The 20,878-nt window shown below is 61.9% G+C and carries 18 protein-coding genes; 7 read left to right on the top strand and 11 right to left on the bottom strand.

What is annotated here, in order from left to right; genetic code table 11:
* Window positions 1-34 precede the first annotated feature (34 nt).
* The gene (locus tag BMZ70_RS05060; RefSeq protein WP_092270762.1) at window positions 35-976 is read left to right on the top strand and encodes a hypothetical protein; all 942 of its coding nucleotides are present in this window, start codon (window positions 35-37) and stop codon (window positions 974-976) included.
* Here the strand turns inward: BMZ70_RS05060 and BMZ70_RS05055 are convergent.
* Window positions 959-2,170 (bottom strand): ATP-grasp domain-containing protein, encoded by a 1,212-nt coding sequence (locus tag BMZ70_RS05055; RefSeq protein ID WP_092270759.1) that lies wholly within the window; start codon window positions 2,168-2,170, stop codon window positions 959-961. The genes BMZ70_RS05060 and BMZ70_RS05055 overlap by 18 nt on opposite strands.
* Window positions 2,167-3,558, bottom strand: a complete 1,392-nt coding sequence (locus BMZ70_RS05050; protein ID WP_207231553.1) for a pyridoxal phosphate-dependent decarboxylase family protein — start codon at window positions 3,556-3,558, stop codon at window positions 2,167-2,169. Before BMZ70_RS05050 ends, BMZ70_RS05055 begins: the two co-directional genes overlap by 4 nt.
* Before the next feature lie 163 nt (window positions 3,559-3,721).
* Here BMZ70_RS05050 and BMZ70_RS05045 point away from each other — a divergent pair, with 163 nt between their 5' ends.
* Window positions 3,722-4,072, top strand: coding sequence for a flagellar protein FlaG (locus BMZ70_RS05045; protein ID WP_092270753.1), 351 nt, complete (start codon window positions 3,722-3,724; stop codon window positions 4,070-4,072).
* 11 nt (window positions 4,073-4,083) lie between these two features.
* On the opposite strand, the gene BMZ70_RS05040 is transcribed toward BMZ70_RS05045, so the two are convergent.
* The 6 genes from BMZ70_RS05040 to BMZ70_RS05015 form a co-directional block, all read right to left on the bottom strand.
* Window positions 4,084-4,497: a GNAT family N-acetyltransferase gene (locus BMZ70_RS05040; RefSeq protein WP_092270750.1), complete on the bottom strand. Its 414-nt coding sequence runs from the start codon at window positions 4,495-4,497 to the stop codon at window positions 4,084-4,086.
* Complete coding sequence (locus BMZ70_RS05035) at window positions 4,494-5,405, bottom strand: SDR family oxidoreductase (protein WP_092270747.1); 912 nt, start codon at window positions 5,403-5,405, stop codon at window positions 4,494-4,496. The genes BMZ70_RS05040 and BMZ70_RS05035 overlap by 4 nt, the downstream gene beginning before the upstream one ends.
* Complete coding sequence (locus BMZ70_RS05030; protein ID WP_092270744.1) at window positions 5,402-6,409, bottom strand: NADP-dependent oxidoreductase; 1,008 nt, start codon at window positions 6,407-6,409, stop codon at window positions 5,402-5,404. Before BMZ70_RS05030 ends, BMZ70_RS05035 begins: the two co-directional genes overlap by 4 nt.
* A 2-nt stretch (window positions 6,410-6,411) precedes the next feature.
* A complete protein-coding gene (locus BMZ70_RS05025; RefSeq protein ID WP_092270741.1) occupies window positions 6,412-7,191 on the bottom strand; it encodes an SDR family oxidoreductase in 780 nt (259 codons plus the stop codon).
* A gap of 100 nt (window positions 7,192-7,291) precedes the next feature.
* The gene (locus BMZ70_RS05020; RefSeq protein ID WP_092270738.1) at window positions 7,292-9,133 is read right to left on the bottom strand and encodes an acyl-CoA dehydrogenase; all 1,842 of its coding nucleotides are present in this window, start codon (window positions 9,131-9,133) and stop codon (window positions 7,292-7,294) included.
* Between the two features lie 4 nt (window positions 9,134-9,137).
* Window positions 9,138-10,316, bottom strand: a complete 1,179-nt coding sequence (locus BMZ70_RS05015) for an acetyl-CoA C-acyltransferase (RefSeq protein ID WP_092270735.1) — start codon at window positions 10,314-10,316, stop codon at window positions 9,138-9,140.
* Between the two features lie 205 nt (window positions 10,317-10,521).
* On the opposite strand from BMZ70_RS05015, the gene BMZ70_RS05010 reads away from it, so the two are divergent.
* A complete protein-coding gene (locus BMZ70_RS05010; RefSeq protein WP_373922466.1) occupies window positions 10,522-12,216 on the top strand; it encodes an MFS transporter in 1,695 nt (564 codons plus the stop codon).
* 134 nt (window positions 12,217-12,350) lie between these two features.
* On the opposite strand, the gene BMZ70_RS05005 is transcribed toward BMZ70_RS05010, so the two are convergent.
* The 3 genes from BMZ70_RS05005 to BMZ70_RS04995 all read right to left on the bottom strand — a co-directional run bounded on the left by BMZ70_RS05005 (window position 12,351) and on the right by BMZ70_RS04995 (window position 15,987).
* The gene (locus BMZ70_RS05005) at window positions 12,351-12,977 is read right to left on the bottom strand and encodes a PEP-CTERM sorting domain-containing protein (RefSeq protein WP_092270729.1); all 627 of its coding nucleotides are present in this window, start codon (window positions 12,975-12,977) and stop codon (window positions 12,351-12,353) included.
* 189 nt (window positions 12,978-13,166) lie between these two features.
* A complete protein-coding gene (locus BMZ70_RS05000; RefSeq protein WP_092270726.1) occupies window positions 13,167-13,796 on the bottom strand; it encodes a PEP-CTERM sorting domain-containing protein in 630 nt (209 codons plus the stop codon).
* Window positions 13,797-13,905: 109 nt separating this feature from the next.
* Window positions 13,906-15,987 (bottom strand): 3-hydroxyacyl-CoA dehydrogenase NAD-binding domain-containing protein, encoded by a 2,082-nt coding sequence (locus BMZ70_RS04995; protein WP_092270723.1) that lies wholly within the window; start codon window positions 15,985-15,987, stop codon window positions 13,906-13,908.
* Between the two features lie 293 nt (window positions 15,988-16,280).
* Here BMZ70_RS04995 and BMZ70_RS04990 point away from each other — a divergent pair, with 293 nt between their 5' ends.
* The 4 genes from BMZ70_RS04990 to BMZ70_RS04975 are packed head-to-tail and all read left to right on the top strand — an operon-like array spanning window position 16,281 to window position 20,870.
* Complete coding sequence (locus BMZ70_RS04990) at window positions 16,281-17,978, top strand: methyl-accepting chemotaxis protein (RefSeq protein ID WP_092270720.1); 1,698 nt, start codon at window positions 16,281-16,283, stop codon at window positions 17,976-17,978.
* A gap of 2 nt (window positions 17,979-17,980) precedes the next feature.
* Window positions 17,981-18,796, top strand: a complete 816-nt coding sequence (locus BMZ70_RS04985; protein ID WP_229205299.1) for a CheR family methyltransferase — start codon at window positions 17,981-17,983, stop codon at window positions 18,794-18,796.
* 3 nt (window positions 18,797-18,799) lie between these two features.
* Window positions 18,800-19,363 carry a chemotaxis protein CheD gene (locus BMZ70_RS04980; RefSeq protein WP_229205298.1) on the top strand — a complete coding sequence of 188 codons (564 nt, stop codon included), beginning with the start codon at window positions 18,800-18,802 and terminating at the stop codon, window positions 19,361-19,363.
* Entirely contained in the window at window positions 19,356-20,870 is a 1,515-nt protein-coding gene (locus tag BMZ70_RS04975; protein WP_092270713.1) for a chemotaxis protein CheW, read from the top strand. The genes BMZ70_RS04980 and BMZ70_RS04975 overlap by 8 nt, the downstream gene beginning before the upstream one ends.
* Window positions 20,871-20,878: the final 8 nt, after the last annotated feature.

Genomic DNA, 20,878 nt, shown 5'->3' with positions numbered 1-20,878 from the left:
GTTCTTGCCCTTGGCAGTACAACCTTCGATTTTCATGATTATTGCCAGCGCAGATAGCACCTGGGCCAACGTATTTGATCTCCCTATCCACCAACGCTACGGTCCGGCGCCGGATGAGGCGCTGCGGCATATCAGGCAGGTGAACGCCGGACGCATGTGGACTGATACGCGCGCCGCCGTGCCTGACGACGCGCTGCTCATGCGCATCCAGCTGGCGCTGGCGGAATTGCCGCAGGCTGTCATTGCGCGCTTGCAGGATAGTTTTCTTGGCGTGTATTTCGCCAATGGCGTGGGCTCGTCAGCGGTTACCGACATCGTCGTATCGCAACGCAGCGAGTTTCTTGGGCTGATTATCGTGCTCGATCTTGAGGCGCTCGATCATGCGGACGCCAACGCCTGGGCCAGCTGGCGCGAGCGTTCGCCGTTCGATTACTCGGCCGCGATGACGCTCGATATGCGCATCGCTGATGATTATGACGACGATCTGCTGCACGCCATCCGCTTCCTGCTGCTGCACGAGCTTGGTCACGCATTAAGCGCAGGCCGCAACTTCCTGCCTGACTGGTGGAGCGGCCTGCCGGACGGCCGTGCGGCCAGCGATTATTCTTACCTGCCCATCTCGTGGCAGATCGACGAGAAGCGCCGCATAGTGCCGCTCCCTGGCAATGACTTTCCATTGCGCGCCAGCGTGTCGCACTACGATGGCGATCCACGCCTGCCGGCCGGCTACATGGCCGATATCTACCGCGCGCTGAAGCGCACCAGCTTCCCGACGCTGTACTCGGCCGCCAACGTGCATGAGGATTTCGCCGAGTCGCTCGCCTGCTACGTCCACATGGTGCTGTTGCAGCGGCCGCTGTCGGTACGCATCTACCAGCACGGCGAGCTGCTGCTGAACTGGCAGATGGACTGGCGCAGCGAGCGCTACGCCAGCAAGCTGGCTTTCTTCGAACGCCTGCTAGGCGGCCCGGCTTAACAGCTGACGGAAGGCGTTGAATACGCGCCGCATGGCTGGCACTTTGTAGGGGAACATATCTTCCGGATCCATCGCGTGGACGATCATGGCATTGTCCACCTCGAACACCAGCAGATCGCCGTTTGGCATCTCGGCGCAGTCGATGCCCAGATACGGCAAGCCCATGCGCTGATGGATCGCCGCCAGCGCCGCCTTGTGGCGCACCGCGAAACCATCGTCGAACGCGGCCATGCACGCCGCCTCTTCCGCACGTTTGTCCGCGCTCTCGGTCATGCCGGCGTTCAGGTAGTGAATCATCCAGCGTTCCGAGATGGCGTAATGGCAGATGAACGGCTTGCCGTCCACCAGCGCCACGCGGTATTTGCGGAACAGACCATCCGCACCACGGTAGTCGACAAAGCGCGAGATATAGAACTGTTCGCCCCTCACTTCATTGAGGTACGAGGCCAGCTGCGCCGGCGTGTCGATCTTTTCCAGATTGGTGCCCGCATGCGAACTCAGTGGGCGCACGATGATGGGAAAACCGCCGTCGCTCAATAACGATTCAATCGGCTGCTCGAGCGAAGCCACCTTGAACAAGGTGTAGCGCCCTGCCCGCACCGATTGCGGCATCTCGATCCCCGGCGCGCCCTGCAAGGCCGCGCACACGCCATCGCGCGACAGCCGGCGAATCTGCTCCGGCCGGTTGATCACCGGGCGCGGCCAGTCGCGGACATACTCGGTGAGCCGTTCCAGCAGCGGCTGGTTGGCTTGCGACTCGGCCACCGCCACCAGCATCACGTCGTGGTCCGGGACTTCATCCGGGAACTCTTCATCGGCGCGCAGGTACAGCAGTTCCAGCGTCACATCGCTTTGTTCGACCAGAAATTCGACCGGCGTGTTGGCCATCAAATCGCCCGGCCCCATCAGCACTAGCAAGGTCAGGCCCGGTTCGGGCGCCGGCAGCGTGTAATGCTGCTGCAGCATGATGGCTTCAGCCTGCACCGCCAGCGCATCGTCGCGGTTGCCGGTCAGTTGCAGTACGGTGGAAAAATCCATGTAAGCATGCGCGTCGTTGGGATAGGTTTGCGCCCGTTCCAGCAGGATCTCGCCCACAGGCGTTAAATCTTCGCCGGCAAAGGCGCGCCGCATCAGGGGCGCGACGCCGATCAAGGGCGCGTTGTGATGGCCGATCGTGCTTGCATCAAAAGTCATGCAGTCTCCGTGGTGAGGTTGTTCAAGCGTGCAGCGCCCAGCGCCAGCACGGCATTCAGCAGCGCATCGAGATCGTCGCGGCCGCTGCGGTGGTTGACGATCGCCACGCGGATCGCCAGCTTGCCGCGCACTGTCGTAGCGGAGGGAGCGGCAATACCGGACTCCTGCAGGTCCGCCGCCAGCGCCGCATTGAAGCTGTCTACATCGCCGTCGCAGCGATGGCGGAAGCAGACGATGTTGAGCGCCACCGGTGCCAGCAATTCCAGCGACGGCTGCGCAGCCACGCGCTCAGCAAGGTAGCGCGCCAGCTCGCAGGTCTGGTGGATCACTTGCCCGATGCGCTCGGCGCCATAAACCTGGAAGGTGAACCAGGTCTTCAAGGCGCGGAAGCTGCGCGACAGGTCCGGCCCGAAATCGCACGGCCACGGCGAGCCGGCCGCCATTCCCCGCTCGTCGCGGCGCAGATAGGTGTCGCGGGTGGCGAAGGTGTCGAGGTGCAGCGCACCGTCCCGCACCAGGATGAAGCCGGCGTCGTACGGTACTTGTCCCCATTTGTGAAAATCGCAGGCGATGGAGTCGGCCAGCTCGATGCCTTCCAGCAGCGGCCGCAACTCCGGCGACAGCGCGGCCAGCGCACCATACGCGCCATCAACGTGGAACCACAGACTGTTGCGCTCGGCAATGGCGGCCATCACCGGCATCTCGTCGATGGCGCCGACATCCACCGTGCCGGCAGTGGCGGCGATGAAGAACGGCTGCAGGCCAGCCTGGCGGTCTGCGGTGATGGCCGCTTCCAGCGCCAGGGTATCCATTTGGAACTGCGCATTCATCGGGATCTTGCGCAGATTGGCGCTGCCCAGCCCGGCCAGATCCATCGCCTGTGCGATACAGCCGTGCGCGCCGGCCGAGGCATAGGCGACCAGCTGGCACTTGGGCGGAATGCCGTGGCTGCGCACTTCGCGACCCAGCGCATGATAGCGTGCTACCAGCAGCGCGATCATATTGGCCATCGAACTGCCGGTCACGAACAGGCCCGAAGCGGTGGCCGGAAACTCGAACAGCTCCGCCATCCAGCGCACCAGCTGGCGCTCGACTTCGACCGGAATCTGGTCGCGCCCGCCGAGATTGGCGTTCAGCCCGGCCGCCAGCATGTCAGCCAGCATGCCGACCGGCGTTCCGCCACCATGCACCCAGCCGAAAAATCCCGGATGCGCATTGCCGACCGCATAAGGCAAGATCTGCTGCATGAACTGCTGGTGCACTTCGGCCAGCTCCCTGCCCTGCGCCGGCATGCCGTCGCCGAAGCTGTGGCGCACCGCGTCGGGTATCGGCTGCCAGACCGGACGCTGGCGAATGCCCTGCAAGTAATCGATCATATCGTCCAGCATGCGATGCCCTTGCGCGCGGAATTGCTGCCAATCCCCCGGATCAAGCGATCCGTTGGAAATATTTTGCATTTTCTCTGACATTTAACTCAATTTTTCTTCAGCCCTGCCGTTATCACCAGTAGCGGAGTAATCTACCCCACTAAAACGAAGGAATCAGCCCATCATGGACACGAGCAGTATCAATCGACTGGATTTGCTACCGGCATCCACCGTGCCCACGTCCGGAAAGACTGTGGGGTCGCCGACGCCACAGAGTATTGTCGCCGCTAAAGACGATGCTGCGGCCCGCGTGCCGAGTAAAACTGAGTTAAAAAATTCCGTGGATGCAATTAATCGCTTCCTCGAAAATAACAGTGAGGTGCTTTTCAGCATCGATGAAGACAGTGGACTTTCGGTTGTGAAAGTGATCGATACTGAAACGAAAAAGGTGCTGCGGCAGTTCCCGTCCGAGCAGTCGCTGGAAATCGGGAAAAACCTCAGCACCAAGGGTTTGCTAATTAATAGCGAAGCCTGATTATCTGACTATCAGAAGGTGTATTGCATATTGATGTGTGCGATGCCCGCCTCGAAGAACTCTTCCCCGTCGACGCTGAAACCGTGCCGCTCGTAGAACGGCGCGGCGTGCGTTTGCGCGCTCAGCACCACGGCCTTGTCGCCGCGCGCCTTCGCCTGCGCCATCAGCGCCTGCAGCAAGGCGCCGCCGATGCCAGTGCCACGACCCGGCTTGCGCACCGCCATGCGGCCGATATGGCCGTCCGGCAGCAGGCGGCCGGTGCCGACCGGCGTGCCATCCCCGGCGTAGGCCACGGCGTGCAGGCAGACCGCGTCCATGTTGTCCATCTCCAGCTCGGCCGGCACGTTTTGCTCCTGCACGAACACCTCGAAACGGATCAGCTTTGCATCGGCGCTCAGCGTGGTCCAGTCTCCCAGCTTGATCATTGTTTGGCTCCCTTGATTTTGGCCCGCAAGATCTCCCGCAGCTGCGGCGCGTGGGTGTAGGGATCGGCCGGATTGTCGCCCGCCACGATGTGCTCCATGCGCTCGCGCACGCCGGTCAATGCTTCCGGATGCGAGTAAATGTAGAACTGGCCGGCGGCAATCGCCTTGAAGGTCGTCTCGGCCACATCCTCGGCCGATACTTTACCCGAAGTGACGGCCTTGTCGGTCATGGCTTGCGCCGCCAGCTGGCTGGCGGTCGGCCCGGCCGTCATGCGCACGTCTTCCGGACGGTTGCGGTGCGACTGGCTGATGCCGGTCGGGACGAAGTACGGGCACAGCACGGACGCGCCGATCGGCGCTTCCACCAGTTGCAAGTCGTGATACAGCGTTTCACTCAACGACACCACGGCATGCTTGGAGACGTTGTACACGCCCATCGCCGGCGTATTCACCAGCCCGGCCATCGAGGCGGTGTTGACGATGTGGCCTTCAAACGATGGATCCTGCGCGGCCGAGGCCAACATCAGCTTGGTGAAGATGCGCACGCCGTGGATCACGCCCCACAGGTTCACGCCCAACACCCACTCCCAGTCGGCCTCGGTGTTTTCCCAGATCAGGCCGCCCGAGCCAACGCCGGCGTTATTGAACACCAGGTGCACGGCACCGAACTCGGCCACGGCGGCATCGGCCAGCGCCTGCACTTGCTCGCTCTGGCGCACGTCGCACAGGCGGGCGGTGACGCTGGCGCCTTGCGCGCGCAACTCCTCGACCGCACGGTCGAGCGCATCGGACTGCACATCGGCCAGCACCAGCTTCATGCCCTCGCGCGCCGCCACGTTGGCGAATTGACGACCCAAACCACTCGCGCCGCCAGTGATGACGGCTACCTTGTCCCGGAATGTTTTCATATGAGCTTCACCAGTTGTTTGCCAAAGTTATGCCCTTGCAGCAGGCCGATAAATGCTTGCGGCGCGGCGTCCAGTCCTTGCGCCACCGTTTCGCGGTACTTGATTTGCTTGTTGGCGACCAGCACGGCCAGCTCCTGCAGGCCCTGCTGCCAATACTCCATGTGCTCGGTGATGATGAAACCGCGCAGCGTCAGACGATTCAGCAGCAGCGCGCGGGTGTTCTTGATCGACATGTCGGCGCCGTTGAAGCCGCCGATCAGGCCGCACAGCGCGATGCGGGCGAAGGCGTTGGTACGTGCTAGCGCCGCGTCGAAGCAGGCGCCGCCGACGTTTTCAAAGATGGCGTCGACGCCGTCCGGCGTAGCAGCGGCGAGGTCAGCCTCAAGGTTGCCGGCCTTGTAGTCGACGCAAGCATCGAAGCCCAGCTCATCGACCACGTAGCTGCATTTCTCCGGACCGCCGGCGATGCCGACCACGCGACAGCCGCGCAGCCGCGCCAGTTGGCCGACGACGCTGCCGACCGCACCGCTGGCGGCAGACACCACCACAGTTTCGCCGGCCGCCGCTTCCATGATCTGGTTAAAGCCATACCACGCAGCCATGCCCGGCATGCCAACCACGCCAAGATACGCCGACAGCGGAATGCGCGTGGTGTCGAGCTTGCGTAGCAACAGGCCATCGGACACGCCCATCTCGGCCCAGCCCAGCGTGCCGTTGACGTAATCGCCTACCTGGTAGAACTCGTTACGCGAGGCCACCACTTGGCCGACCGTGCCGCCAATCATGGTCTCGTCCAGCGCTTGCGAGGCGGCGTAGCTGGCCGCCTTGCTCATGCGGCCGCGCATGTAAGGATCGAGCGAGAGATAGTGATTGCGGATCAGGACTTCGCCCTCGGCCAGTGCCGGCACCGGCACCGTCTCCAGGCGGAAGTTTTCCGGCACCACCGGGCCGCGCGGACGCGCTGCCAGCACGAAGCGCCGGTACGACTCAGGAATCTCCAGCATATTTAAACCGCCGAGACGCCGCCATCCACCGCCAGGATCTGGCCGGTGATGTGCTTGCCCGCGTCGGATGCGAACAGGACTGCCGCGCCTTTCAGGTCTTCATCGTCGCCGAGACGGTTCAGCGGTGCGTGGCTGATCAGCTCATCGCCCATTTGCGACAGCAAGCCCTTGGTCATCTTCGACGGGAAGAAGCCCGGCGCCAGCGCGTTGACGGTGATGCCATGACGGCCCCACTCGCCCGCCAGCGTGCGGGTGAAGTTGACCAGCGCGCCTTTCGAGGTGTTGTAGGCGATGGTGGTCATGGTGCCCGGCGGATTGCCGGCCAGGCCAGCGATCGAGGCGATGTTGATGATGCGGCCGTAGCCGCGCGGGATCATCGAGCGCTTGCCGACCAGCTGCGACACCACGAAGATGCTGCGGATGTTCAGGTCCATCACCTTGTCCCAGGCCTCGACTGGGTGATCTTCGGCTGGAGCACCCCAGCTGGCGCCGGCGTTGTTGATCAGGATATCGATGTGGCCGAGATGGGCGATCGCCCCATCTACCAGTTTGGCGGCTTGCTCGTCCTGCGACAGGTCGGCGGCAATCGCGTGCGCGCTGATGCCGTGCTGCGACAGGAAGGCGACCGCTTCATCGAGGTCGGCCTGTTTGCGGGCCGAGACCACGATCTTCGCGCCCTGCTCGCCCAGCGCCAGCGCCATTTGCAGGCCGAGGCCGCGCGAGCCGCCAGTGACCAGCGCGGTCTTGCCGGCCAGCGAAAACAGTTCTTGAGTTGTACGCATTATGTCTCCTTGTGTTTGCCCATGCACGTCGTACCGGCGAAGGCCGGTACCCATGCTGAGCTAGCATTTCTTAGGCACCGGCCTGCGCCGGTGCGACGGCTTAGAACCACGCGTCTTGCATATCGAGCGTGGTGGTGTCGATACTGGCCAGCAGTTCCAGCTGCGGTCCGATTTTCGGCAGCTCCCAGCGGAAGAAGTAACGGCAGGCTTGCAGCTTGCCGCGATAGAAATCCGCGTCGCCACGCTGTAGCGATGCAGCGGCCAGCAAGGCCTGCTGCAGCCAGATCCACGCAACCACAATGTGGCCGCACGCTTCCAGATAGGTACTGGCGTTGGCCAGCGTCTTGTTCATGTCGCCGACAGCATACAGCTTCTGCGTGGTTTGCTCCAAGGCCTGCCACGCCTGTTCCAGCGCATCGGCATGGGCCAGCAGCTCCTTGCCGATGTCGGCGTAGCCCACCGGCGCCACATCCGGCGCCCCCACGCTGCCGCGCACTTTACGCACCGTTTTGCGGATCTCGGCGCCAAATGCCTTGAACAAGGCGCCATCTTGCAGCGAAACCTTGCGGCCCAGCAGATCGAGACCGTGGATGCCGTGCGTGCCCTCGTGGATGGCGTTCAGGCGATTGTCGCGGTAGAACTGCTCGACGTTGTACTCGCGCGTGTAGCCGTAGCCTCCATGCACCTGAATCGCCAGCGAATTGGCCTCCACGCACCACTGCGACGGCCACGACTTGGTGATCGGCGTCAGGAATTCCAGCAACCGTCCAGCATGCTCGCGGGCTTCCGGCGTTTCGGCAGTGTTTTGCTCGTCGACCAGGCGGGCGCTGTACAGCACCAGCCCGAGCGCGCCTTCCACGTAAGCCTTCTGCGCCAGCAGCATACGCCGCACGTCGGTGTGCTCGATGATACGAATCTGCGGCTGCGCCGGATCTTTCTGCGCCGGATGACGGCCCTGCGGGCGATTACGTGCGTAATCGAGCGCATGCAGATAGCCGGTGTAGCCTTGTACAGCGGCGTTGAGGCCGACGGCGATGCGCGCCTCGTTCATCATGTGGAACATATTGGCCAGGCCGTGGTGCGGCTTGCCAACCAGATATCCGATCGCGCCGCCGTTCTCGCCAAAATTGAGCAGACAGTTGGTGGTGCCGCGATTGCCCATCTTGTGATTGAGACCGGCCAGCGCCACGTCGTTGCGCGCGCCTAGGCTGCCGTCATCGTTGACCAGATATTTCGGCACGATGAACAGCGAGATGCCTTTCACGCCCGGAATCAGCTTACCGTCTTCGCCGGGGATCTTGGCCAGCACGAGGTGGATGATGTTTTCCGCCAGCTCATGCTCGCCGGCCGAAATCCACATCTTGTTGCCGGTGATGCGGTACTGGCCTTCGCCATCCGGCACCGCGCGGGTGGTGATGTCCGACAGGCTGGAACCGGCCTGCGGCTCGGACAGGCACATGGTGCCGAAGAAGCGGCCTTCCAGCATCGGCGTGACGAAGCGTTCGATCTGCTCCGGCGTGCCGGTCTTGAGCAAGGTGTTGGCATTGCTCATGGTGAGGAAGGTGTAGGCCGCCGTGCCCACATTGGCCGCCGTGAACCAGGCCGCCAGCGCCTTGTCGACCACCGACGGCAGCTGCATGCCGCCGCGTTCGTAATCCTGCCCGGCCGCCATCAGGCCGGCGGCGCCGAAGGCGTCCAGTGCCGCCTTCACCTCGGGGATGATCTGCACCTTGCCGCCCACCACATGCGGCTCGTGCTGGTCGGACTTCTTGTTATGTGGCGCGAACAGATCGGTGGCGAGCCGCTCAGCGGTATCGAGGGCGGCGTCGAACGTCTCGCGGTTGTGGTCTGCGAAGCGGCTGCGCCCGGTGAGCGCCTCCACATCCAGCCATTCGTACAGCATGAACGCGATGTCGCGACGCGACAGGATGGTCGAGTCCATGCGCTTACACCACTTCGAACAGGCCTGCCGCTCCCTGGCCACCACCGATACACATGGTGACCACCACATATTTCACGCCACGTCGCTTGCCTTCGATCAGCGCATGACCGACCAGGCGCGCGCCTGACACGCCGTACGGGTGGCCGACCGCAATCGCGCCGCCGTTCACGTTCAGGCGATCCATCGGGATGCCCAGTTTGTCGGCGCAGTACAGCACTTGCACGGCAAACGCTTCGTTCAGTTCCCACAGGCCGATGTCTTCCACCTTCAGGCCGGCTTTTTTCAGCAACTTGGGAATCGCAAACACCGGGCCGATGCCCATCTCGTCCGGCTCGCAACCGGCGACGGCGAAGCCACGGAACACGCCCAGCGGCTCCAAGCCCTTGGCGGCGGCTGTCTGGGCATTCATCACAATCGACATCGAACCGCCGTCCGAGAACTGGCTGGCGTTGCCGGCGCTAATCACGCCGCCCGGCACTGCGGTGCGGATTTTTGAAACGCCTTCGTAAGTGGTATCGGCGCGGATGCCTTCATCGGCCGAGATCGTCACTTCACGCGACAGCAGCATGCCCGAGGCCTTGTCGGCCACACCCATCACCGTGGTCATCGGCACGATCTCAGCGTCGAACAGGCCGGCGGCTTGCGCGGCGGCGGCGCGCTGCTGGCTTTGCACGCCGTACTCGTCCTGGCGCTCGCGGCTGATGCTGTAGCGCTTGGCGACGGTTTCGGCGGTTTGCAGCATCGGCCAGTAGATTTCCGGCTTGTTCTGCGACAGCCAGACTTCCTTGTACATGTGCATATTCATTTCCTGCTGCACGCAGGAGATCGACTCCACGCCGCCGGCGGCGTAAATATCGCCCTCGCCAGCAATGATGCGCTGGGCCGCAGTGGCTATGGTCTGCAGGCCGGAAGAGCAGAAACGGTTGATGGTCATGCCGGCGGTGGTAACCGGGCAGCCGCCGCGAATGGCGATCTGGCGGGCGATATTGCCGCCGGTGGCGCCTTCCGGATTGGCGCAGCCGACCAGCACATCCTCGACTTCAGCGGCTTCGATGCCGGCGCGCTGGATGGCGGCTTGCAGCACGTGTCCGCCCAAGGTGGCGCCGTGCGTCATGTTGAACGCGCCTTTCCAGGACTTGGCCAAACCCGTGCGGGCGGTAGATACAATGACGGCATCGATCATGAGAGTGTCTCCTATGGTGTAGTGTTGTTCGGACCAGAATAGCATATTTTTAGTACGGTCGTTCGCAAATTTATTTTGTAAGTTTCGCGTAAGTTTGGTGCAAGAATGCCGTAAGGTTAAGAGTCCAGACTGTGGATAAGCTGACGAAGGAGTAACTATCTCGGCTGGGGAAATAACATCCTAAAAATCAAAGGAGACACACATCATGGCAAATACAGGAACGGCTGACCCGCGCGCATCGGGCAAAGCCACACCAATCACCGCCGAAGAGCGCAAAGTGATCTTTGCATCCTCGCTCGGCACCGTGTTCGAATGGTACGACTTTTATCTGTACGGTTCGCTCGCATCGATTATCGCCAAGCAGTTCTTTATCGGCGATCCAAGCACCACCTTCATTTTTGCGCTGCTGGCGTTTGCTGCCGGCTTTATCGTGCGTCCATTCGGCGCTGTCGTGTTTGGCCGCTTGGGCGACATGATCGGCCGTAAATACACCTTCCTGATCACCATCCTGATCATGGGCGCATCGACCTTTATTGTCGGCCTGCTGCCTGGCTATGCGGCGATCGGCATTGCTGCGCCTATCGTGCTGGTGACGCTGCGCATCCTGCAAGGCCTGGCGCTGGGCGGCGAGTACGGCGGCGCAGCCACCTACGTGGCCGAGCACGCACCGCACGGCAAGCGCGGCTCGTTCACCGCATGGATCCAGACCACTGCAACGCTGGGCCTGTTCCTGTCGCTGCTGGTGATCCTGGGCACCCGTACCGCCGTCGGCGAAGAAGCCTTCAACGCCTGGGGCTGGCGCGTGCCATTCCTGGTATCGGTACTGCTGCTGGGCATTTCGGTGTGGATCCGCCTGTCGATGAATGAATCGCCGGCCTTCGCCAAAATGAAAGCCGAGGGCAAAACCTCGAAAGCGCCGCTGACCGAAGCCTTCGGCCAATGGAAAAACCTGAAAATCGTGATCCTGGCCCTGATCGGCCTGACCATGGGCCAGGCGGTGGTGTGGTACACCGGCCAGTTCTACGCCCTGTTCTTCATGACCCAGGTACTGAAGATTGACGGTCCTAACGCCAACATCATGACCGCGCTGTCGCTGGCGCTGGCCACCCCGTTCTTCATCTTCTTCGGCATGCTGTCGGATAAGATCGGCCGCAAATACATCATCCTGGGCGGCTGCGTGCTGGCTGCTGCTACCTACTTCCCGCTGTTCGGCGCCCTGACCCACTACGGCAACCCGCAGCTGGAAGCCGCGCTGAAAAACTCGCCGGTGGTGGTGTACGCTGATCCTGCCTCGTGCAACTTCCAGTTCAACCCGACCGGCCAGAAAAAATTCACCTCGTCGTGCGACATTGCCACCAGCATCCTGTCGAACGCCTCGGTGAACTACACCAAGCAAGACGCGCCGGCTGGCAGCGTGGCCAAGATCAAAGTGGGCGACAAGGAAATCACCGCCTTCAACGCGGTGCTGACCCCGGACGGCCTGAACTTCGACAAAGCCAGTAAAGACCAGGACGCCGCGCTGAAGAAAGAAGTCGCCGCCACCGTGAAAGCGGCCGGCTACCCAGCCAAGGCGGACGAGTCGCAGATCAACAAACCGATGATGGTCTTGATCCTGTTCATCCTGGTGCTGTACGTGACGATGGTGTACGGCCCGATCGCGGCCATGCTGGTGGAGATGTTCCCGACCCGCATCCGCTACACCTCGATGTCCCTGCCATACCACATCGGTAACGGCTGGTTCGGTGGCCTGCTGCCGACCATCTCGTTCGCGCTGGTGGCGTTCAAGGGCGACATCTACTACGGCTTGTGGTATCCAATCATCATCGCCCTGATCACCGTCGTCATCGGCGTGCTGTTCATCGGCGAGACCAAAGACAACAACATCTATGCAGGCGACTAAGCCTCGTTACCCCTGACCCTCAAGCCGCCTCCGGGCGGCTTTTTTTCGGGCAAAAAAAACCGCCTCGTGGAGAGGCGGTGAAATAAACCCAAGGAGTCCCTTACTACGATACTGCGGTACTGCGGTGCTTCTGCTTACTGCTTGCGGCGGCGCGCGATGGCGCCCACCATGACGAGGCCGCCGAGCAGCATCGCGTAGGTTGCCGGTTCCGGAACCGCTGCGATGCTCGACATGCCAAACTCCACCCGCAGACCGGTCGGATTGCCGCCGTTCTGCGCCCAATTGTTCACCACGAAGTCCAGCGTGTTGACGCCCGAGACGAAGCCGCTGCTGGCGCCAAAGCTGGTCCAGTCGGTAAAACCGGTCGCACTGCTGATGACGCTGTTGTTCAGTTTGACCACCACCGAGTTGTCCGCCGCCAGCCGGCCAGTGAACACTGCCGTCGCCGCGTTGTAGCCGCTCAGGTCGAACGTCAGGGTGTAGGTGTAGGTGCCGTTGCTCCACGGATCGAAGCTTTCCGCCTGGTTGCTGGTCGGCGTGATCCATTTGGAGGTGCTGTCATTCGCCAGCCACGGGCTGATCGGCCACTGGCCGTCAACGGTGATGATGGGGGTACTGCTGACCGCCGAACTCAGGCTGTAGTTGCTGTCGACGCTGCCGCTGTCGCCTAAACCAGTATTCTTCAGGCCGGTGATGGTGGCCGCGTGTGCGGAGGTGATTGCGGTCAGCGCCAGTGCGGCGGCGATCAGGGTGCGTTTCATGAGTGCCTCTAAAAAAGGTTGGTTAGCGTGTCAGCCAGCATCGGAAGTACGGATGCCTGGATTTCATCGAACCGTTTTTTAGGGCGTCGAAAAGGTGGGAGCTGTTGGGATGAATTATAGCCAGCTTTGGGGGCTTGTGCTCACATGCCACTTAAATTTCTGTGTGGCATGTGAGCATTTTTCCACAGATTACTTCTGCTTGCGGCGGCGGGCGACTGCGCCCACCAGTGCCAGGCCGCCCAGCAGCATGCCGTAGGTGGCTGGCTCAGGGACGGCGCTCACGTTCGACGCAGCGAACTCAACGCGCAGGCCGGTCGGGTTGCCCGAGCCCAGGTGGTCGTTGGTGACCACGAATTCCAGGGTATTCACGCCCGAAGCGAAGCCGCTGCTGGCGCCGAAGTCCAGCCACGATTTGAAGCCGGTGCCGCTGGCGATTTCAGCGCCGTTCAGCTTGATGACCACGGAGTTGTCCGCCGCGAAGTGGCCGCTGAACGAGGCGGTGCTGGCGTTGTAGCCGGTCAGGTCGAAGCTCAGGGTGTAGGTGTAGATTCCGTCAACGCTCGGATCCAGCGAGGTCGCCTGGTCGGCCAATGGCGTAATCCACTTGGAAACGTCGGAGTTGTGCAGCCAGGTGCCGTCGTTGATCGGCCATGCGGACTCGGTCGAGATGTAGGCGGTGTTGCTGACAGCCGAGCTCAGGTTGTAGTGTGCGTCGGTGGCGCCTTGGCCCAGGCCGGTGTTGTACAGGCCGCCGATGGTGTGGGCGTGGGCGGAAAGGCTGGCCAGGGCCAGTGCTGCAGCAAAGATAGTGTGCTTCATTTGATCCCCTTTTTTGTTGTTGAAATAAAAACAGCGTGGGTCGCATTATAACGACCCACGCTGTTTCGTGTAAATAATTTCAACAGATATGGCTTAAATGCAACAACTACTAGCTGTTAAGCAACTTTCCTTCAGCAGCCAGCTTGAGCAACAGCGGTGCCGGCTTCCACGCCTGGCCCTGGTGGCCCTTGGCGTATTTGTTGATCGCCGCCAGCACGTTCGGCAAGCCCACGGTGTCGGCGTAGAACATCGGGCCGCCACGGTACAGCGGGAAGCCGTAGCCGGTGAGATAAACCATGTCGATGTCCGACGCGCGCAGCGCGATGCCCTCTTCCAGGATCAGCGCGCCTTCATTCACCAGCGAATACACCAGGCGTTCGACGATTTCCTCGTCGCTGATCTTGCGGCGCGTGATGCCCAGATCGGCCGAATGCTGCACGATCATGGCGTTGACCTGCTCGTTCGGGTAGGCCTTGCGGTCGCCAGCCTTGTAGTCGTACCAGCCGCCGCCGGTTTTCTGGCCGTAGCGGCCCATTTCGCAAAGCAGGTCGGCGGTTTTCGAGTAGGTGATTTCTGGCTTCTCGACATAGCGGCGCTTGCGGATGGCCCAGCCGATATCGTTGCCGGCCAGGTCGCCCATGCGGAACGGGCCCATCGCGAAGCCGAACTTCTCGGCCGCCTTGTCGACCTGTTCCGGCAGCGCGCCCTCTTCCAGCAGGAAGCCGGCCTGGCGGCTGTACTGCTCGATCATGCGGTTGCCAATGAAGCCGTCGCATACGCCCGATACCACGCCGGTTTTCTTGAGTTTCTTGGACAGCGCCAGCGCGGTCGCCAGCACATCTTTGCCGGTCTGTTTGCCACGCACGATTTCCAGCAGCTTCATGACGTTGGCCGGCGAGAAGAAGTGGGTGCCGATCACGTCTTGCGGACGCTTGGTGAAGGCGGCGATCTTGTCCACGTCCAGCGTCGAGGTGTTGGTGGCCAGGATGGCGCCCGGCTTCATCACCTCATCCAGCTTACGGAACACGGCTTCTTTCACGCCCATTTCTTCGAACACTGCTTCCACCACGATGTCGGCCTGGCCGATGTCATCGTAGGACAGCGTGCTGGTCAGCAGGCCCATGCGCTGGTCCAGTTTTTCCTGGGTCAGCTTGCCCTTTTTCAGGCTGCTCTCGTAGTTCTTGCGGATGGTGGCAATGCCCTTGTCCAGCGCTTCCTGCCTGGTTTCCAGCAGCTTGACCGGAATCCCGGCGTTGAGGAAATTCATGGCGATGCCGCCGCCCATCATGCCGGCGCCGATCACGGCAGCCGACTTGATGCTGCGCACCGGCGTATCGGCCGGCACATCCGGTACCTTGCTGGCGGTGCGCTCGCTGAAGAACGCGTGGCGCAGCGATTTCGATTCGGTGGTCTGGATCAGGTGCAGGAAGCGCTCGCGCTCGAACTTCATGCCGTCTTCAAATTTCATGGTGACCGAGGCGGCCACGGTTTCCACGCACTCCAGCGGCGCCGGGAACGGACCCGACATGGCTTTCACGGTGTTGCGCGAAAATTGCAGGAAGGCTTCGTGGTTCGGGTAGTCGACTTTGCGGTCGCGCACTTTCGGCAGCGGGCGCACATCGGCGATTTTCTCGGCAAACGCCACGGCCGATTGCACGATATCGGCATCGGCGGCAAAGATCTGGTCGAACAGGGCCGGCAGTTTTTCCGACGGCACCGGGTTGCCCGAGACGATCATGTTCAGTGCCGGCTCCAGGCCCAGCACGCGCGGCAGGCGCTGGGTACCGCCGGCGCCCGGCAGCAGGCCCAGCTTCACTTCCGGCAGCGCGATCTGGGCACCCGGCAGCGCCACGCGGTAATGGCAGCCCAGCGACAGTTCCAGCCCGCCGCCCATGCAGACGGTGTGGATGGCGGCGACCACCGGCTTGGTCGAGCTTTCGGCGGTGGCGATGAAGGTGTGCAGGCTAGGTTCGGCCAGCGCGGCCGGGGTGTTGAATTCCTTGATGTCGGCGCCGCCCGAGAAGGCTTTGCCGGCGCCGGTGATGACGATGGCCTTGACGGCGTCGTCGGCCAGCGCTTGCTGAATGCCCTTGACGGCGGCCGTGCGGGTGACGAGGCCCATGCCGTTGACCGGCGGATTGTTCAGCGTGATGACGGCAACCGCGCCGTGTACTTGGTATTCAGCAGTCATGTCTCATCCTTGTGTTCTGGTTGGAATGGGAGGCTCGCTCACTATACCTCATAAAAAGAACGACCGTGTTATTTTTTTATGTACGGTACCGCACTTTTGAATCCGTAGGTACTGCTTTGTAATGCTGAGAATAAGTACAACATATGTCGCTTGCAGAATACATTTGATCCCGATTCGTTATTGCCGTGCTTGCCTCGAATTTGAATAAGGGAAATAATTAAACGCAGCTTGCATATTCCCCGCCCCCGAATATCAGATTAAATCTCACCAAATATCACATAACCGGGAATCTTATGAACGCACCGAGCCAGGTAATCCAGACCCAGGATGTAGAACTCCAAGCTATCCACGCCGCGCTCAACCGCGTGCAAGCGGTCATCGAGTTTGATCTGGAAGGGAAAATTTTACACGCCAACGACAACTTCCTGCGCGTGCTAGGCTACTCGCTGGCCGAAGTCCAGGGCCAGCATCACTCGATGTTCTGCGAGCCGGAGTTTGCCGCCTCGCCGGCCTACAAACAATTCTGGGGCCGCTTGGCCAAGGGTGAGTTCGAGCAAGGCGAATACAAGCGCGTAGCCAAGGACGGCCGTGAAATCTGGATCCAGGCCTCCTACAACCCCGTGATGGACGCCGACGGCAAGCCCTACAAGGTCATCAAGTTCGCCACCGACATCACCACCAACCGCCTGCGCAACGCCGAGTATGAAGGCAAGGTCAGCGCCATCAGCAAGGCCCAGGCCGTGATCGAATTCGACATGCAGGGCCATGTACTGATTGCCAACGATAACTTCCTTGAAGTGATGGGGTACTACCTGGACGACATTAAGGGCGAGCATCACCGCATATTTTGCGACCCGGAATATGCCGCCAGCGCCGAATATAAACGTTTTTGGCAAAAATTAAATCGTGGTGAATTTGATAGCGGCCGCTATAAACGCGTCGGCAATAACAAGAAAACCGTTTGGATTCAAGCAACATATAATCCGATTTTGGATTTAAGTGGCAAACCATACAAAATAGTCAAATATGCAAGCGATATTACCGACCAGGTGGCGCTGGAAGAGTCGGTCGCCGCCAAGGCCAGCTCCGACGGCGAAAAAATCTCCCGCCTGCTGGACTCGGTGGCGCGCGCCGCCAACGGCGACCTGACCAGCAACGTCGTGGTCGACGGCAACGAACCGCTGGACCAACTGGCCGAAGGCATCAGCAAGATGATAGCCGACCTGCGCAAGGTGATCAGCGACGTGGTGATGTCCGCGAGCGGACTGGCCGACGCGTCCACCACCATCGCCGAACGCTCCAACGGCGTGGCAGTGGGCACCCAGGCGCTGGGCGCCACGGTGGAGGAAATGAACGCCTCCATCGACGGCCTGACCAGCTCGATCAACACCATCGCCAACAACACCTCGGACGCCGACTCGATGGCCAAGTCGACCCAGCACGAGGCCGAAGTCGGCGCCAAGGCCGTCGCCAAGTCGATCGAGGCGATGGACCTGATCAACCGCTCCTCGGAAGACATCGGCGAAATCGTCAAAGTCATCAGCGACATCGCCAACCAGACCAATATGCTGGCCTTCAACGCCGCCATCGAAGCCGCGCGCGCCGGCGAGCATGGACTCGGCTTCTCGGTGGTGGCGGACGAGGTGCGCAAGCTGGCCGAGCGTTCCTCGCAGGCGACCAAGGAGATTTCCAAGCTGATCAACGAATCGGTCAAGCGGGTTTCCGCCGGCAGCGAGATTTCGCGCCAGGCCAGCGATGCTTTCGACAAGATCCTCGACGGCGTGGTCAAGACCACGGTGGCGATTTCCGATATTTCCAAGGCGGCCAACGAGCAGCTGCTGACGGCGCGCGAAGTCAGCACCGCCGTGCAGTACATTGCCGAGGAAGCCGAAAAATCGGCCGCCGCTTGCGACAGCATCGCCCGCTCCACCGAGGGGCTCAACCAGCGTGCAGGCGACCTGAATAAAACCGTGGCCGGCTTTACGGTGTAATCATGGACGCCACCGGCATCACTCCCGCCACGCTGACGGCGCTGATCGCGCTCGTCCGCAAACACACCGGCATCGCGATGAGCGAGCGCAAGAGCGTGCTGCTGGAACGGCGCCTGCGTCCGCGCGTGCAGGCGCTCAAGCTGAACAGCTATCAGGCTTACCTCGACAAGGTGGAACAGGACCGCGCCGAGGTGCCGCACTTTATCGATCTGGTCACCACCAACGACACCCTGTTCTTCCGCACCCCGCAGGTGTGGGACTACGTCGAGCAGGAATTCCTGCCGCGCTGGTGGAGCGAGCATCCGGGCAAACGCCTCAAGGTGTGGTCGGCGGCCGCCTCCAGCGGCGAAGAGCTGTATTCGATGGCCATGCTGTGCGAGGAATTCCAGGAGCGCCATCCCGGCTTCGGCTATCAGATCCATGCGACCGATATCTCGCAGCAAATCCTGGCGCTGGCGCGCGACGGCCAGTACACCGGCCGCTCGGTGGAGCGCATCCAGGAAACCCATCCGGAATGGGTGAAGAAGTACTTCCGCCCCGGCGCCAACGGCTTGCGCGTGGTCGATGCGCTGAAAAAGAATGTCGAACTGGCCCAGCACAACCTGCTGACGCCACTCCGGCCCGGCAAGCAATTCGATCTGGTCTTCCTGCGCAACGTGCTGATTTACTTCGACCAGGAACAGCAGCAAACCATATTGCAACAAGCGCGCTTGAGCATGGCGTCGCACGCGGTCATGATCGTGGGCGAGTCGGAGTCGATCTCGGGCATGAACACGGCCTACCAGTTCGACCGGCCAATGATTTATCGGATGGAATAAGCCATGCCAGTCACGCACCTGCCCAGCGATATGCGTCCGGCCGCCGTGCCGTGGGACGACGCCGACGACGCGCAAGACCTCGACATCGGCAGGCCGCAACAGGTGGCGATGGGCCAGCTGAAGGTGAGCGCGCGCAGCGGCCACCTGCAGGCCCTGCTCGGCTCCTGCGTCGGCATCGCCTTCCTCTGGAAAAAACAGGGCCGCTGCGGGCTGGCCCACTGCCTGCTGCCGGAGTGCGACACCGCCAATGGCGAACTGGGCGCGCGCTACGTCAGCCAGGCTGTGCCCTCCCTGCTGCGCCTGATGGGCGCTTGCGTGGCGGACTATCCCGACATCGAAGTGGTGCTGGCCGGCGGCGCCACCATGCTGAATGGCTGTTCCAGCCGCTTGCAGATCGGCCAGCAAAATGCCGATGCGGCGCGCCGCTACCTGCGCCAGTTCGGCTTGAACGTCAGCTACTGCCGCGTCGGCGGCAAAAGCGGCCGCACCCTGACCATCGACTGTGCGACTTGCGACTACACGGTGCAGGAACTCGTTACCCCTTACAGCGGAGCCCGGCATGCCTGATGCGCCCACCACCAACAGCACTGAATTATTTGGTTCTTTTGTCCTTGGCGACGACGAGTTCGCCCTCCCCGCCAAGTGCTTCCGCGAAGTGGTGAATTATCCGGAGAAAATCTCGCCACTGCCGCTGTCGCCGCGTTTTCTGGCAGGCATCTTCACCTTGCGCGGCAGCGTCATCCCGATCGTCAACCTGGGCCGGGTGTTCAATCCGGAAGCGCGCGCGGCGCTGCCGACCGATAAGATCGCCATCCTCGATTACGAGGGCGTGCTGGTCGGCATCCTGTTCGATGCCACCGGCGAAATCCTGCGGGTGCGGCCCGAACAGCGCAGCACGCTGACCTATGCCGACGGCGAAAAGCGCGGCGTGGTGGCCGGCACCATCCTGCTGGACCACGGCGCGCGGCTGGTGCAAATCCTCGATCCCGACACCCTGGTCCATATTGAAAACGTGCCGCAAGTGCTGGCGCTGCAATGCGCGGACAAGGAAACCCGCCGCCACCAGGGCGAGCGCCGCAAGTGCGTCAGCTTCCGGGTCGGCGCCGCCTCGTTCGCGTTCGAGATGGCGGCCATCCAGGAGATCATCCGCGTGCCGGAACTGCAGCCGTCGGTGCTGAACAGCGCGCTGTGCCTGGGCCGCATCAACTTCCGCGGCAGCCCGGTGGCGGTGGTGGACTTTGGCATCCTGCTCAATTCAGAGCCGTCCAGCGAGCGCGGCGCCCTGCCCGACCAGCGCATCATCGTGGCACGCATCGACGATGCCACCATCGGCTTCCTGGTCGACTCGGTGGATAACATCGTGCACTTCTACAGCGAAGAAATCATGCCGATCCCGATGCTGAGCAAGGCGCGCGCCGGCATGTTCGGCGGCTGCCTGTCGAAGCCGGACCTGGGCGATATCTTCTTCCTCGACCATCAGCAAATCTTTTCCAGCAACGAGATCAAGGAAATGCGCAACGGCCATGCCAACCTGTATCCCAAGGACGAGGCGCAGGTGGCCAAGATCCAGCGCCACGATGTGCAGCGCGGCCAGCGCAAGGTCTACATCACCTTCGCACTGGAAAACTCGTATGCGGTCGAGATCAAGCAAGTGCGCGAGATTATCGACCTGACGGTGGGCGAAATCACCCGGCCGCCGGGGTTGCCGGCCTTCATGCGCGGCATGCTCAACCTGCGCAAGCAGATGGTGACCGTAATCGACCTGCGCGGCCTGTACGGTATGGCTGCGCTGGACGATACCTCGCAATCCAAGATCCTGGTGATCGAGCGCGGCGACGAGTGCTACGGCCTGCTGGTCGATGCGGTGGAAAACATCATGACCATCGCCGACAACAAGCGCTTCGGCGCGCCGAAAATGATGCGTAACCAGAGCACCAACGGCGACCCGCGCGCGGAAATGGACGAAGTCATCGACATCGAAGGCGAAGGCGACGCTCACAAAACCCTGAGCGTATTCCAGTGCGACCGCCTGCTCGAACGGCTGGCCAGGGAGATTCCGGCGCTGGCGGCGTAGGCTGCGGT

Source organism: Duganella sp. CF402 (genome assembly GCF_900109645.1).
Lineage (GTDB): Bacteria > Pseudomonadota > Gammaproteobacteria > Burkholderiales > Burkholderiaceae_D > Rugamonas.
This window is presented reverse-complemented; position numbering and strand designations above follow the sequence as displayed.

Bases quoted from the DNA above. Each gene is read 5' to 3' on its own strand.
- BMZ70_RS05060 (WP_092270762.1), top strand. From the start codon at position 35: ATGATTATTGCCAGCGCAGATAGCACCTGGGCCAACGTATTTGATCTC.
- BMZ70_RS05030 (WP_092270744.1), bottom strand. From the start codon at position 6,409: ATGCTGGAGATTCCTGAGTCGTACCGGCGCTTCGTGCTGGCAGCGCGT.
- BMZ70_RS04995 (WP_092270723.1), bottom strand. From the start codon at position 15,987: ATGACTGCTGAATACCAAGTACACGGCGCGGTTGCCGTCATCACGCTG.
- BMZ70_RS05045 (WP_092270753.1), top strand. From the start codon at position 3,722: ATGGACACGAGCAGTATCAATCGACTGGATTTGCTACCGGCATCCACC.
- BMZ70_RS05035 (WP_092270747.1), bottom strand. From the start codon at position 5,405: ATGAAAACATTCCGGGACAAGGTAGCCGTCATCACTGGCGGCGCGAGT.
- BMZ70_RS05055 (WP_092270759.1), bottom strand. From the start codon at position 2,170: ATGACTTTTGATGCAAGCACGATCGGCCATCACAACGCGCCCTTGATC.
- BMZ70_RS04980 (WP_229205298.1), top strand. From the start codon at position 18,800: ATGCCAGTCACGCACCTGCCCAGCGATATGCGTCCGGCCGCCGTGCCG.
- BMZ70_RS04985 (WP_229205299.1), top strand. From the start codon at position 17,981: ATGGACGCCACCGGCATCACTCCCGCCACGCTGACGGCGCTGATCGCG.
- BMZ70_RS05015 (WP_092270735.1), bottom strand. From the start codon at position 10,316: ATGATCGATGCCGTCATTGTATCTACCGCCCGCACGGGTTTGGCCAAG.
- BMZ70_RS04975 (WP_092270713.1), top strand. From the start codon at position 19,356: ATGCCTGATGCGCCCACCACCAACAGCACTGAATTATTTGGTTCTTTT.
- BMZ70_RS05000 (WP_092270726.1), bottom strand. From the start codon at position 13,796: ATGAAGCACACTATCTTTGCTGCAGCACTGGCCCTGGCCAGCCTTTCC.
- BMZ70_RS05040 (WP_092270750.1), bottom strand. From the start codon at position 4,497: ATGATCAAGCTGGGAGACTGGACCACGCTGAGCGCCGATGCAAAGCTG.
- BMZ70_RS05005 (WP_092270729.1), bottom strand. From the start codon at position 12,977: ATGAAACGCACCCTGATCGCCGCCGCACTGGCGCTGACCGCAATCACC.
- BMZ70_RS05010 (WP_373922466.1), top strand. From the start codon at position 10,522: ATGGCAAATACAGGAACGGCTGACCCGCGCGCATCGGGCAAAGCCACA.
- BMZ70_RS04990 (WP_092270720.1), top strand. From the start codon at position 16,281: ATGAACGCACCGAGCCAGGTAATCCAGACCCAGGATGTAGAACTCCAA.
- BMZ70_RS05025 (WP_092270741.1), bottom strand. From the start codon at position 7,191: ATGCGTACAACTCAAGAACTGTTTTCGCTGGCCGGCAAGACCGCGCTG.
- BMZ70_RS05050 (WP_207231553.1), bottom strand. From the start codon at position 3,558: ATGCTGGACGATATGATCGATTACTTGCAGGGCATTCGCCAGCGTCCG.
- BMZ70_RS05020 (WP_092270738.1), bottom strand. From the start codon at position 9,133: ATGGACTCGACCATCCTGTCGCGTCGCGACATCGCGTTCATGCTGTAC.